Consider the following 13523-nt stretch of genomic DNA (forward strand, 5'->3'; position numbering starts at 1 on the left):
CGACGCACCATGACGGACACCACCCCCACCGAGATCGACCTCGCCATCGGCGGCATGACCTGCGCCTCCTGCTCCGCCCGCATCGAGAAGAAGCTCAACCGCATCGAGGGCGTGACGGCGACGGTCAACCTGGCCACGGAGAAGGCGAAGGTCTCGTACCCGGCCGACATCACTCCGGCCGACCTGATCTCCACGATCACCAAGCTCGGCTACACGGCGGACCAGCTGGTCCAAGCGCCCCCGGCCTCCCAGGCCCCTCCGGCGATCGAGGGCCGGAGCCCCGAGGCCGACGCCCCGGCGCCGCGGCAGGACCGCGACGACCTCGCGCCCCTGCGCCACCGGCTGACCGCGTCGGCGATCCTCACGGTCCCCGTGATCCTGCTGTCGATGATCCCGCCCCTCCAGTTCCCCGGCTGGAGATGGCTCGCCCTCGCCCTGGCCACCCCGGTCGTGCTCTGGGGCGGAGCCCCGTTCCACCGTGCCGCCTGGACGAACGCCCGGCACGCCGCGGCGACGATGGACACCCTGGTCTCGCTCGGCACGCTCGCCGCCTACGGCTGGTCCCTGTGGGCGCTGTCCCCCGGCACGAACGACACGCACCTCTACCTGGAAGTGGCCTCGGGCGTCGTCACCTTCATCCTCGCGGGCCGCTACCTGGAGGCCCGGGCCAAGCGGAGCGCGGGCGCCGCCCTGCGCTCCCTGCTCGAACTCGGGGCCAAGGACGTCGCCCTGCTCACTCCCGCCGGCACCGAAGTGCGCGTCCCCGCCGACCGGTTGCGGGCCGGCGACCGCTTCGTCGTACGCCCCGGGGAGAAGATCGCCACGGACGGCACGATCGTCGAGGGCACGAGCGCGGTCGACGCCTCCCTGCTCACCGGCGAGGCGCTCCCCGTCGACGTGAGCGCCGGGGACGGCGTCACCGGCGCGACCGTGAACGCGGGCGGCCGCATCGTCGTGGAGGCCACCCGCGTCGGCGCCGACACCCAACTCGCCCGGATGGCGAAGCTCGTCGAGGAGGCACAGACCGGCAAGGCCCAGGTGCAGCGCCTGGCCGACCGCATCTCGGCCGTCTTCGTCCCGGTGGTCCTGCTCATCGCGCTCGGCACGCTGCTCGCCTGGCAGCTGGCCACCGGCGACACCACGGCGGCGTTCACCGCGGCCGTGGCCGTGCTGATCATCGCCTGCCCGTGCGCCCTCGGCCTCGCCACACCCACCGCGCTCATGGTCGGTACGGGCCGCGGCGCCCAGCTCGGCATCCTCATCAGGGGCCCGGAGGTCCTGGAGTCGACGCGCGCCGTCGACACGGTCGTCCTCGACAAGACCGGCACGGTGACCACGGGCCGCATGACGCTCGCCGCCGCGCACCCGGCCGTCGGCGTGGACGAGAAGGACCTCCTGCGCCTCGCGGGCGCCCTGGAGCACGCCTCCGAGCACCCGGTGGCCCGCGCCGTCGCCACGGCCGCCGCCGACCGGGCGGGCGACCTGCCCCGGGCCGAGGATTTCGTGAACGTCCCCGGCCTCGGGGTCCGCGGCACGGTCGAGGGACACCCCGTCCTCGTCGGCCGCGAGCGCCTCCTCGCCGACGCCGGGATCCCGCTCCCGACCGACCTGGCCGAGGCACTGCGTGCCGCCGAGGCGACGGGCGGCACCGCCGTCACCGTCGCCTGGGACGGCACGGCACGCGGCGTCCTGACCGTCACGGACACCGTCAAGGACACCAGCGCCCGGGCGGTGACCGAGCTGCGCGCCCTGGGCCTGACCCCGCTCCTGCTCACCGGCGACAACCGCCCCGCGGCCGAGTCGGTGGCCCGGGCGGTGGGCATCGCCCCCAACGACGTCATCGCCGAGGTCCTGCCCGAGGACAAGGTCGCCGTGATCGAGCGCCTGCGGTCCGAGGGGCGCAGCGTCGCGATGGTCGGCGACGGCGTGAACGACGCGGCCGCACTGGCCACCGCCGACCTGGGGCTCGCCATGGGCACCGGCACGGACGCGGCGATCGAGGCCGGCGACCTGACGCTCGTCCGCGGCGATCTGCGGGTCGCCGCCGACGCGATCCGGCTCTCCCGGCGCACCCTCGCCACGATCAAGGGCAACCTCTGCTGGGCCTTCGGCTACAACCTCGCCGCCCTGCCGCTGGCCGCCGCCGGGCTGCTGAATCCGATGATCGCGGGTGCCGCTATGGCCTTCTCGTCCGTCTTTGTGGTCACAAACAGTCTTCGGCTTCGCAAGTTCACCTAGTTACGCCTGGACCTCCACACAATCCACACGGCACAATTGCAGTACTCCCACGCAGGAGCCGATATCCCCATATCGGTTTTCTTGCGTACGCACAGGACATATGCAAGAGACGCAGATCACACCGATCCGAACGTAACCCTTTGCAGGTCTGGTGAGTCTAAGGAGGCGATGCAGGAACGTCTTGGGGGGCGTTTCCGCATCATGCGGGTCCGTCTTGGGGGACGGCCCCGACTGCGTTGGCCGGGGCACGTGCACCGGGGAGCTTGAGCGGCCCACCCCGTGCGTACGTGCTTCGGCGACCGACGCACACACAGACGCCCGGCCGGATCCCGTGGGGGGAATCCGCACCGGGAAAAGGAAAGCGCCCCGACTGTCGGCCCGTGGGGGGACCGGCAGCGGGGCGCTTTCTACTACCTCAAGTCTTCGCGGCGCCGCGTCAGAGGCGCCCCGTCAGGGGCGCGGGGAACCGCGCGACAAGCCACAGCGGGCCCGCGGACGCCGTCGGCGCCCGCCAGGCAGCCGCTCTAGCGTGCTTCCACCGGAACGAAGTCGCGCTCGACGACGCCCGTGTAGATCTGGCGCGGACGCCCGATACGCGATCCGGGCTCCTTGATCATCTCGTGCCACTGGGCGATCCAGCCCGGGAGACGGCCCAGCGCGAAGAGCACCGTGAACATCTCGGTCGGGAAGCCCATGGCCCGGTAGATCAGGCCGGTGTAGAAGTCGACGTTCGGGTAGAGCTTGCGCTCGACGAAGTAGTCGTCGGCCAGCGCGTGCTCCTCCAGCTTCAGCGCGATGTCGAGCAGCTCGTCGCTCTTGCCGAGCGCCGAGAGGACGTCGTGCGCCGCCGCCTTGATGATCTTCGCCCGGGGGTCGAAGTTCTTGTAGACGCGGTGCCCGAAGCCCATGAGCTTCACGCCGTCTTCCTTGTTCTTCACCTTGCGGATGAAGGTGTCGACGTCGCCGCCGGCCGCCTGGATGCCCTCGAGCATCTCCAGGACCGACTGGTTGGCGCCACCGTGCAGCGGACCCCACAGGGCCGAGATGCCCGCGGAGATCGACGCGAACATGTTGGCCTGCGACGAGCCCACCAGACGCACGGTGGACGTCGAGCAGTTCTGCTCGTGGTCCGCGTGCAGGATCAGCAGCTTGTCGAGCGCGGAGACCACGACCGGGTCCAGCTCGTACTCGGCGGCCGGCACCGAGAAGGTCATGCGCAGGAAGTTCTCGACGTAGCCGAGGTCGTTGCGCGGGTAGACCACCGGGTGGCCCTGCGACTTCTTGTACGCGTACGCCGCGATCGTCGGAAGCTTGGCGAGAAGGCGGATCGTCGAGAGGTGACGCTGCTTCTCGTCGAACGGGTTGTGGCTGTCCTGGTAGAAGGTGGACAGCGCGGAGACGACCGACGACAGCATGGCCATCGGGTGGGCGTCGCGCGGGAACCCGTCGTAGAACCGCTTGACGTCCTCGTGCAGCAGGGTGTGCTGCGTGATGTCGTTCTTGAAGGTGGAGAGCTCGTCGACCGTGGGGAGCTCGCCGTTGATCAGCAGGTACGCCACCTCGGTGAAGGTGGAGCGCTCGGCCAGCTGCTCGATCGGGTAACCGCGGTAGCGAAGGATGCCCTCCTCGCCGTCCAGGTAGGTGATCGCGGATTTATAGGCGGCTGTGTTGCCGTATCCGCTGTCGAGGGTCACCAGTCCTGTCTGGGCCCGGAGCTTCCCGATGTCGAAGCCCTTGTCGCCGACGGTGCTGTCGATCACCGGGTAGGTGTACTCGCCATCGCCGTACCGCAGTACTACAGAGTTGTCGCTCACGTCTCGTCCCTCACCGACGTAGTGCCTCTTCTTCGAGGTGCCCTGACTGTCTCTACCATCCCCCACTTGGCCCAGCAGAGTGCACTCGGGGTCGTCCATTGGACCTATTGGCGGCACTCAGTGCCTCCAGCCTGCCCATCCTGCCCCCTATCACCCTGGTTCCGGAAGTGCTGTGTGAGGTTTGCGACTCGTTTGATCGATCAAATCTTTTGACGAGTCGCCCCTGCCAGCCGGAAATCCAGCGCGGTACAGCGTCTACCCGCCGAAACCGTGCGCACTGCCTGCCCCAGAGCCTTGCGCGAACCGACGAGGACCACCAGCTTCTTGGCACGCGTGACCGCCGTATAGAGGAGATTGCGCTGGAGCATCATCCAGGAGCCGGTCGTCAGCGGGACGACCACGCACGGGTACTCACTGCCCTGCGAGCGGTGGATGGTGACGGCGTAGGCGTGGGCCAGCTCGTCGAGCTCGTCGAAGTCGTACGGCACTTCCTCGTCCTCGTCCGTCAGGACGGTGAGCCGCTGCTCGTCCGCGTCGAGGGAGGTGACGACGCCGACCGTGCCGTTGAAGACTCCGTTCACCCCCTTCTCGTAGTTGTTCCTGATCTGTGTGACCTTGTCGCCGACCCGGAACACGCGGCCGCCGAACCGCTTCTCGGGCAGCTCGGGCCGGCCGGGCGTGATCGCCTGCTGGAGCAGCGCGTTGAGGTTCCCCGCGCCGGCCGGGCCGCGGTGCATCGGGGCGAGCACCTGCACGTCGCGCCGCGGGTCGAGGCCGAACTTGGCGGGAATCCGGCGGGCGGCGACATCGACGGTGAGCCGGCCCGCTTCCTCCGTGTCCTCCTCCACGAAGAGGAAGAAGTCCTTCAGGCCCTGGGTGAGCGGTGGCGTGCCGGAGTTGATGCGGTGGGCGTTCGTGACGACGCCGGACTCCTGGGCCTGGCGGAAGATGCGCGTGAGGCGCACGGCGGGGACCGGGCTGTCGTCGCTGAGCAGGTCGCGCAGCACCTCACCCGCGCCGACGCTCGGCAACTGGTCCACGTCGCCGACGAAGAGGAGGTGGGCGCCGGGCGGGACCGCCTTCACCAGCTTGTTGGCGAGCAGCAGGTCCAGCATGGAGGCCTCGTCGACCACGACCAGGTCGGCGTCGAGCGGGCGGTCCTTGTCGTACGCGGCGTCGCCCCCGGGTTTCAGTTCGAGCAGCCGGTGGACGGTGGAGGCCTCGGCGCCGGTGAGCTCGGCGAGCCGCTTGGCCGCGCGCCCGGTCGGCGCGGCGAGCACCACCTTGGCCTTCTTCGCCCGGGCCAGCTCCACGATCGACCGCACCGTGAACGACTTTCCGCAGCCGGGACCGCCGGTCAGCACGGCCACCTTCTCGGTGAGGGCCAGTCTGACGGCCTCCTCCTGCTCGGGCGCGAGCTTCGCCCCCGTGCGGTCCGCGAGCCAGGCCAGCGCCTTGTCCCAGGCCACGTCCCGGAACGCGGGCATCCGGTCGTCGCCGGTGCGCAGCAGCCGCAGCACCTGCGCGGACAGCGACAGTTCGGCCCGGTGGAACGGCACGAGGTACACGGCCGTGACCGGCTCCCCGTGCTCTCCGGGCACCTGCTCGCGTACGACACCGGCCTCGCCGGAGTCCTCGTCGGGCAGGGCGAGTTCGGCGAGGCACTCGATGACCAGGCCCGTGTCGACCTGGAGCAGCTTCACCGCGTCGGCGATCAGCCGCTCCTCCGGCAGGAAGCAGTGCCCTTGGTCGGTGGACTGCGAAAGGGCGTACTGCAGACCGGCCTTGACGCGCTCCGGGCTGTCGTGCGGGATGCCGACGGCCTGGGCGATGCGGTCGGCGGTGAGGAATCCGATGCCCCAGACGTCCGAGGCGAGGCGGTACGGCCGGTTCTTCACGACGGAGATCGACGCGTCCCCGTACTTCTTGTAGATACGGACGGCGATGGAGGTGGAGACGCCGACGGACTGCAGGAAGACCATCACCTCCTTGATCGCCTTCTGCTCCTCCCAGGCGTCGGCGATCTTCTTGGTCCGCTTCGGCCCGAGCCCCGGCACCTCGATGAGCCGCTTCGGCTCCTGCTCGATGACGTCGAGGGTGTCGAGCCCGAAGTGCCGGGTGATGCGGTCGGCGAAGATCGGTCCGATCCCCTTGACGAGCCCGGACCCGAGATAGCGGCGGATGCCCTGGATGGTGGCGGGCAGCACCGTCGTGTAGTTCTCACAGGTGAACTGCTTGCCGTACTGGGGATGGGAGCCCCAGCGGCCCTCCATCCGCAGCGACTCGCCCACCTGCGCCCCGAGCAGCGAGCCGACGACGGTCAGCAGGTCGCCGCCTCTGCCGGTGTCCACGCGCGCGACCGTGTACCCGGTCTCCTCGTTCGCGTACGTGATGCGCTCGAGGACCCCCTCGAGCGTCGCCATGGGGCGTGCCGCCGCAGATTCGGTCATGATCCGACGGTAGCGGTGCGCACTGACAGCGCGGGAGGGTCACCGGATTCCGGCCCCGGTCACGGGTCCTCCACCGCCGGGACGCACGGGGACAGCAGCGCCTCGGTGTGGTGGGTGAGGGTGCCGCGGGCGAGCCTGACGACGCGCACCTCGTTCCCGTGGTCCGGGTCCTCGTCGTCGCGGATGTGCAGCAGTCCGTACGAGCCGGGGGCGACCGCCGCGACGTGCTCGTACAGGGCGACGACGTCCGGGGACGCGCGGTGGTTGGAGTGGCCGCCGACGTGGAGGAAGGGTTCGCCGTTCATCCAGCGCAGGTCCAGCAGGTACGGGCTGTCCAACGCGGCTACGCGGAGCCGGAGTTCGTCCACGATTCCCGGCAGCCCGGCCTCGTCGTCATCGGCGCGCACGCTCTCCCTGACGGTGATCCAGCCGTGGTACTCGAACATCCCGCTCCCTGATCCGAGCCGCTCCGAAGCCTGAACGTAGGGTGCCAGGATGAGTGAGCCCGCACCCTCCAGGCAGATCACGGTCCCGGTGAGCGTGCGGCGTGTGCTGCCCGATCTGCTGACGGCGGTGGCGCCGGTGGTCGGGGAGCGGCTCATCGGGGCGTGGCTGTACGGGTCCGCGGCCACGGGGTCGTTCGAGCGCGGGGTCAGCGACATCGACGTACTCATCGGGGTCGCAGCAGTGGAAGGTGAACTCCCTCTCGACTCCGGTGAGTTGGATGCCGCCCATGCCCGGGTCCTGCGGGCCCACCCGGCCTTCCGCGACCGGCTCGACCTCACCTACGCACCGGCCGCCGCGCTCGCCGGTGAACCGGGTGCCCCCCTCCTCGCCCTCTCCCCCGGCGAACCTCTCCACGCCGGGCGCGTGACGCCCGCCTAGGCGCTGACCCGGGCCCTCGCGCGGGAGACGGGGCTGACGCTGGCCGGGCGGCCCGCGCGGGAGGCGCTGGCCCCGGCCGGCGCCCAGGAGGTGCGGCTCGCGCTCGTCGACTCCGTCGCGGAGCTGCGGCGCCGGGCCCCCGGGGTGCGCCACCGGGGCGGGCACGCGTACATCGCCCTCACCGCGTGCCGGGCGCTGCGCGCGCTGACCGCCGGGGAGCTCGCGGACAAGGGTGAGGCCGCACGCCGGACGGCCGAGCGGTGGCCCCGGCTGCGGCCGCTCCTGGACGCCGCGCTCGGCTGGCGGCGGGCACAGGCGGTACGGGACGAGACGCCGCTGCCGGAGGAACTGGCCGCGCTGATGGCCGAGTTGCTGGACCTGACGGCGGCCGCGACCCTGACGGAATGATCCGGATCGCTCGGTCCCGGCGATGATTTCCGCGCCGCCTCGCGGTCTACCTCTCGACACCAGCAGCAGCGGACACAGAGGAGCGCCACCATGACCGCCACCCCCGCCAAGGGCCCCGCCAGCTACTTCCCGTCCATCGAGACGAAGTACGGCCACCCGGTCGCGTACTGGTTCGACCTCATCCGCTCCTCGCCGCTGGACAAGCACATGGAGCTGGTGGGCTGGCTCAAGTCCGAGCACGGCCTGGGTCACGGCCATGCCAACGCGCTGGTGGCCCACGTCCGGGCCGAGGGAAAGTAACCCCGCAAGCAGCGCGGAGACACCGGCCCGGCACCGGCCCCGCCGGCGGGGGACCGCGCGACCGGCCTCAGATCCCGCCGACCCCGCCCATCGGCTCCGGGTCCACCCGCACCGGCGTGCCCCACACCCGCACCACCTCGTAGTCCGTGAACTCGTGCACCAGGCGGTACGCCATCGCCGCGTCGGGGCGGCGGCGCTGCGCCGCCAGGTACAGGTCCGCCTCGCGGCGGTCGTGGCGCGGGGTGCCGCACAGCTGCCACACCTGCCCGTTCCACAACTCCGGGATCCAGCGCTGCTGGGGCTGGGGGCGGTCCTCGCGCGTGCCGTAGCGCGACATCACCGGGCGGTCGGGGGTCGGGCGGGACGCCGGGGAGCCGTACTCACCCTCCAGCTGGGAGCGGTGGGCCTTGCGGCGGCGGGTCTCGCACAGCAGGCACAGGTCGGGGGCGGACTGCTCGACCGGGCCGTACGGATGCTCCTTGCAGCGGGTCGCCGGCTTCTGGCCGGTCGTCGCGTCGTCGAGCTGGTCGAGCGCGCGCGTCAGGTCGCCGCGCACCTCGTGGAGCACGTCGTCCGGGGTGTCCGCGGTGAGCTTCTCGCCGTGCTCCCCGAGCACGCGCAGGGCGCGGCCGAGTGCGGTGAGCTGCGCGTGGTTCACGATCCTGTGCTCCCTGTCCGGGGTGTCGAGCTTTCCGACGTCCACCATCGCACGCACCACCGACATCTCCCCCGCTCCCATCACGATCCGGTCACGAGAACCGGAACGGGGGTTGCCAGCTGCCCGTGTAATCGATTCCAATCACTCACGTCAGTCGATGTAATCGATTCCACGCAGCCACGAGGAGGTGGCCCGCGATGTCTCCGAAGGCGAGCATCAAGGACGTCGCGGCCGCGGCCGGGGTCTCCGCCGCCACGGTCTCCCGCGCCCTCAACGGCCATCCCTCGGTGAGCCCGGACGCCCGGACCCGGGTGCTGGCGGCCGTGGAGTCGCTCGGCTACCGGCCCAACGCCGTGGCCCGTTCCCTGCGCACCGACCAGACCCGCACGCTCGGCCTGGTCATCAGCGACGTGCTCAACCCGTACTTCGGGGAGCTGGCCCGTTCCGTCGAGGAGGAGGCGCGGGCCCTCGGCTACAGCGTCATCATCGGCAACGCCGACGAGCGGCCCGAGCTCCAGGACCACCACGTCCGCACCCTGCTCGACCGGCGCATCGACGGGCTGCTCGTCTCCCCGACCGACGGCGGCTCGCCGCTGATGCTGGACGCCGCGCGGGCCGGGACCCCGATGGTGTTCGTGGACCGGTGGATCCCGGGAGTCGACGTGCCGGTGGTGCGCTCCGACGGGCGCGCGGCCGTCCAGGCCCTCGTCGCGCACCTGCACCGGCTCGGGCACCGGCGGCTCGCCATCATCGCGGGCCCGGCCGCCACGACGACGGGCAGCGAACGCGTCGACGCCTTCCGGGAGGCCCTCGCCTCGTACGAGATCGAGCTGCCGGACGCCTACATCGGGCAGGGCGACTTCCAGGCGGAGAGCGGGCGGCGGGTGACCGAGGGGTTCCTGGATCTTCCCGAGCCGCCCCGCGTGGTCTTCGCCGCCGACAACCTGATGGCCCTGGGCGCGCTGGACGCGATCCGCGCGCGCGGGCTGCGGGTTCCCGACGACATCGCGCTCGCCGCCTTCGACGACATCCGCTGGTTCGTGCACACCGATCCGCCGATCACGGCGATCGCCCAGCCGACCGGGGAGCTGGGGCGGGCCGCCGTGCGGGCCCTGGTGGACCGCATCGAGGGGCGTACGCCGGAGTCGGTCACGCTCCCCGCCCGGCTCGTCGTCCGCCGCTCCTGCGGCGCCCCCGCCTGAACAACCCCCGCAGACCCGCTTTCCAGAGAACCCCCACCACCGCCAACCTCAATGGAGAGGAGCAACGGATGAGCAGCTCCGACGAGTTCGAGTTGCTGCGTATCGAAGGGATACGGAAGACCTTCCCCGGTGTCGTCGCGCTCGACAGCGTCGACTTCGATCTGCGCCGCGGGGAGGTGCACGTCCTGCTCGGTGAGAACGGGGCCGGCAAGAGCACGCTGATCAAGATGCTCTCCGGCGCCTACACACCCGACGAGGGCCGCATCACCGTAGGCGGCGAGCAGGTCCGTATCCATGGTGCGCAGGACGCCGAGAAGCTCGGTATCGCGACCATCTATCAGGAGTTCAATCTCGTTCCTGATCTGACCGTCGCCGAGAACATCTTCCTGGGGCGCCAGCCGCGCCGCTTCGGTCTCATCGACCGGAAGAAGATGGAGACCGACGCCGAAGCGCTCCTCGCGCGCGTGGGCGTGAACGTGTCGCCACGCGCGCGTGTGCGTGAACTGGGCATCGCCCGGCTGCAGATGGTGGAGATCGCGAAGGCGCTGAGCCTCGACGCGCGGGTGCTCATCATGGACGAGCCGACCGCCGTGCTGACCTCCGAGGAGGTCGACAAGCTCTTCGCCATCGTGCGCGCGCTGCGCGAGGACGGGGTCGGCGTCGTCTTCATCACCCACCACCTGGAGGAGATCGCCGCCCTCGGCGACCGGGTGACGGTGATCCGGGACGGGCGGAGTGTGGGCCAGGTGCCCGCCTCGACGCCCGAGGACGAGCTCGTACGGCTCATGGTGGGGCGGTCGATCGAGCAGCAGTACCCGCGCGAGCGGCCGGACGACGCCGGTGGTGCCGGTGGCGCGCTCCTCAAGGTCGAGGGGCTGACGCGGGACGGCGTCTTCCAGGACGTCTCCTTCGAGGTGCGGGCCGGTGAGGTCGTCGGTATCGCGGGCCTCGTGGGCGCCGGGCGCACCGAGGTCGTGCGCGCCGTGTTCGGCGCGGACCCGTACGACAAGGGCTCGGTGGAGGTCGCGGGCGCCGCGCTCGCCCGCCATGACGTGAACGCCGCCATGGCCGCCGGGATCGGGCTCGTGCCCGAGGACCGCAAGGGGCAGGGGCTCGTCCTCGACCAGTCGGTGGAGGAGAACCTGGGGCTCGTCACGCTGCGCGCCGCCACCCGCGGCGGGTTCGTGGACCGTAAGGGCCAGCACGCCGCCGCCGAACGCATCGCCGCCCAACTGGGCGTGCGGATGGCGGGACTCGGCCAGCACGTGCGCACCCTGTCCGGCGGCAACCAGCAGAAGGTCGTCATCGGCAAGTGGCTGCTCGCCGACATCAAGGTGCTGATCCTCGACGAGCCGACGCGCGGCATCGACGTCGGCGCGAAGGTCGAGATCTACCAGCTCATCAACGAGCTCACCGCCGCCGGCCACGCCGTGCTCATGATCTCCAGCGACCTTCCCGAGGTGCTCGGCATGAGCGACCGCGTGCTCGTCATGGCGCAGGGCCGGATCGCCGGTGAGCTCGACGCCGCCGACGCCACCCAGGACTCCGTGATGGCCCTCGCCGTCTCCACCACTCCCACGACCGACGAAAGCGAGGCCCGTCGTGGCCACTGACACGCTCAAGAGCAAGCCGGGCACCAGTGGGGCCGCCTCGCTGCGCAAGCTCCTGCTCGACAACGGCGCGCTGACCGCGCTGATCGTCCTCGTCATCGCCCTGTCGGCGCTGTCCGGGGACTTCCTGACCACCGACAACCTGCTCAACATCGGTGTCCAGGCGGCCGTGACCGCCATCCTCGCGTTCGGTGTCACCTTCGTGATCGTCGCGGCGGGCATCGACCTGTCGGTCGGTTCGGTCGCCGCGCTGTCGGCGACCGTGCTGGCGTGGACCGCCACCCAGCACGGTGTGCCGGTGGTCCTCGCGGTGGTGCTCGCCGTCGCGACGGGCATCGTGGCGGGGCTCGTCAACGGCTTCCTGATCGCGTACGGGAAGCTGCCGCCGTTCATCGCGACGCTCGCGATGCTGTCGGTGGGGCGGGGTCTGGCGCTCGTCATATCCGACGGCTCGCCGATCCCGTTCCCCGACTCGGTCTCGCATCTCGGTGACACGCTCGGCGGCTGGCTGCCGGTGCCGGTGCTCGTGATGATCGTGATGGGCCTGATCGCCGCCGTGGTCCTCGGCCGTACGTACATCGGCCGCGCCATGTACGCGATCGGCGGCAACGAGGAGGCCGCGCGCCTGTCCGGCCTGCGCGTGAAGAAGCAGAAGCTCGTCATCTACGCCCTGTCCGGGCTGTTCGCGGCCGCCGCGGGCATCGTGCTCGCCTCCCGGTTGTCCTCGGCGCAGCCGCAGGCCGCCGACGGGTACGAGCTGGACGCGATCGCCGCGGTCGTCATCGGCGGCGCCTCGCTGGCCGGTGGTACGGGCAAGGCGTCCGGCACCCTGATCGGCGCGCTGATCCTCGCCGTGCTGCGCAACGGGCTCAACCTCCTTTCCGTGTCCGCCTTCTGGCAGCAGGTCGTCATCGGTGTCGTCATCGCCCTCGCGGTGCTCCTCGACACGCTGCGCCGCAAGGCCGGGGCGACGCCGGTGACCGCGGGTGGCGGCGGGAACAAGGGCAGGCAGGCGGCGACGTACGGGCTCGCGGCCGTCGTCACCGTCGCGATCGTCGGCGCCACGTCCTTCCTGCACGGCGGTACGTCGACGTCCGACAAGCCGAAGGTGGGCCTGTCGCTCTCGACGCTCAACAACCCGTTCTTCGTGCAGATCCGGGCCGGCGCCCAGGCCGAGGCCAAGCGGCAGGGCGTGGACCTGACCGTCACCGACGCGCAGAACGACGCCTCGCAGCAGGCCAACCAGATGCAGAACTTCACCAGTTCGAGCCTGGACGCGATCATCCTCAACCCGGTGGACTCGGCGGCCGCGAGCAACTCGGTGAAGGCTGCCAACACGTCCGACATGCCGGTCGTCGCGGTCGACCGCGGCGTCGAGAAGGCGAAGGTCGCCACGCTCGTCGCCTCCGACAACGTCGCGGGCGGTGAGCTCTCCGCCAAGACGATGGCCGAGAAGCTGGGCGGCAAGGGCAAGATCGTGATCCTGCAGGGCCAGGCCGGCACGTCCGCCGCCCGGGAGCGCGCGGCCGGGTTCGAGAAGGGCCTCAAGGCCTACCCGGGCATCAAGGTCGTCGCCCAGCAGCCCGCGGACTTCGACCGCACCAAGGGCCTCGACGTGATGTCGAACCTGCTCCAGGCGCACCCGGACGTCCAGGGTGTGATCGCCGCCAACGACGAGATGGCGCTCGGCGCGATCAAGGCGCTCGGCTCGAAGGCCGGGAAGTCGGTGCCGGTGATCGGCTTCGACGGTGAGGCCGACGGCATCAAGGCCGTGGCGGCGGGCACGATGTACGCCTCCGTGGCGCAGCAGCCCCGCGAGCTCGGCGAGATCGCGGTGCGGAACGCGGTGAAGGCGGCCCAGGGCAAGAAGATCGCCCCGGCGGTGAAGGTGCCGGTGAAGGTCGTGACGTCGAAGAACGCCGCCGATTTCGAGTGACCGGGTTGTCAGTGGCGCCCCG

General features: G+C 70.9%; 11 protein-coding genes. 7 read left to right on the plus strand and 4 right to left on the minus strand.

The genetic code is table 11. From position 1 onward, the window contains the following. The first annotated feature begins 9 nt into the window (after window positions 1-9). Window positions 10-2238, plus strand: coding sequence for a heavy metal translocating P-type ATPase (locus tag B072_RS0119535; protein ID WP_018531660.1), 2229 nt, complete (start codon window positions 10-12; stop codon window positions 2236-2238). Between the two features lie 524 nt (window positions 2239-2762). On the opposite strand, the gene B072_RS0119540 is transcribed toward B072_RS0119535, so the two are convergent. The 3 genes from B072_RS0119540 to B072_RS0119550 all read right to left on the minus strand — a co-directional run bounded on the left by B072_RS0119540 (window position 2763) and on the right by B072_RS0119550 (window position 6948). Continuing rightward, on the minus strand, window positions 2763-4052 hold the full coding sequence (locus B072_RS0119540; RefSeq protein WP_018531661.1) for a citrate synthase: 1290 nt from the start codon (window positions 4050-4052) through the stop codon (window positions 2763-2765). A gap of 200 nt (window positions 4053-4252) precedes the next feature. Continuing rightward, window positions 4253-6502 (minus strand): ATP-dependent RecD-like DNA helicase, encoded by a 2250-nt coding sequence (locus tag B072_RS0119545; RefSeq protein WP_043244239.1) that lies wholly within the window; start codon window positions 6500-6502, stop codon window positions 4253-4255. A 59-nt stretch (window positions 6503-6561) separates the two neighbouring features. Then, a complete protein-coding gene (locus B072_RS0119550; RefSeq protein WP_018531663.1) occupies window positions 6562-6948 on the minus strand; it encodes an Imm7 family immunity protein in 387 nt (128 codons plus the stop codon). Window positions 6949-6997: 49 nt separating this feature from the next. Here B072_RS0119550 and B072_RS0119555 point away from each other — a divergent pair, with 49 nt between their 5' ends. From B072_RS0119555 to B072_RS0119565, 3 genes are all read left to right on the plus strand, one after another. Continuing rightward, window positions 6998-7387, plus strand: coding sequence for a nucleotidyltransferase domain-containing protein (locus B072_RS0119555; protein ID WP_158689209.1), 390 nt, complete (start codon window positions 6998-7000; stop codon window positions 7385-7387). A gap of 66 nt (window positions 7388-7453) precedes the next feature. Next, window positions 7454-7795 carry an aminoglycoside adenylyltransferase domain-containing protein gene (locus B072_RS0119560; RefSeq protein WP_267880636.1) on the plus strand — a complete coding sequence of 114 codons (342 nt, stop codon included), beginning with the start codon at window positions 7454-7456 and terminating at the stop codon, window positions 7793-7795. Between the two features lie 90 nt (window positions 7796-7885). Then, complete coding sequence (locus B072_RS0119565; protein WP_018531666.1) at window positions 7886-8095, plus strand: DUF4287 domain-containing protein; 210 nt, start codon at window positions 7886-7888, stop codon at window positions 8093-8095. Between the two features lie 67 nt (window positions 8096-8162). Here B072_RS0119565 and B072_RS0119570 read toward each other — a convergent pair whose 3' ends face one another. Beyond that, on the minus strand, window positions 8163-8753 hold the full coding sequence (locus tag B072_RS0119570; RefSeq protein WP_026246039.1) for a hypothetical protein: 591 nt from the start codon (window positions 8751-8753) through the stop codon (window positions 8163-8165). 197 nt (window positions 8754-8950) lie between these two features. Here B072_RS0119570 and B072_RS0119575 point away from each other — a divergent pair, with 197 nt between their 5' ends. The 3 genes from B072_RS0119575 (at window position 8951) to B072_RS0119585 (ending at window position 13501) form a co-directional block, all read left to right on the plus strand. Continuing rightward, a complete protein-coding gene (locus tag B072_RS0119575; RefSeq protein ID WP_018531668.1) occupies window positions 8951-9955 on the plus strand; it encodes a LacI family DNA-binding transcriptional regulator in 1005 nt (334 codons plus the stop codon). A gap of 68 nt (window positions 9956-10023) precedes the next feature. Beyond that, a complete protein-coding gene (locus tag B072_RS0119580; protein WP_018531669.1) occupies window positions 10024-11568 on the plus strand; it encodes a sugar ABC transporter ATP-binding protein in 1545 nt (514 codons plus the stop codon). Further along, the gene (locus B072_RS0119585; protein WP_018531670.1) at window positions 11558-13501 is read left to right on the plus strand and encodes a substrate-binding domain-containing protein; all 1944 of its coding nucleotides are present in this window, start codon (window positions 11558-11560) and stop codon (window positions 13499-13501) included. The genes B072_RS0119580 and B072_RS0119585 overlap by 11 nt, the downstream gene beginning before the upstream one ends. Window positions 13502-13523 lie beyond the last annotated feature (22 nt).

The organism is Streptomyces sp. HmicA12 (assembly GCF_000373565.1).
Taxonomy (GTDB): Bacteria; Actinomycetota; Actinomycetes; order Streptomycetales; family Streptomycetaceae; genus Streptomyces.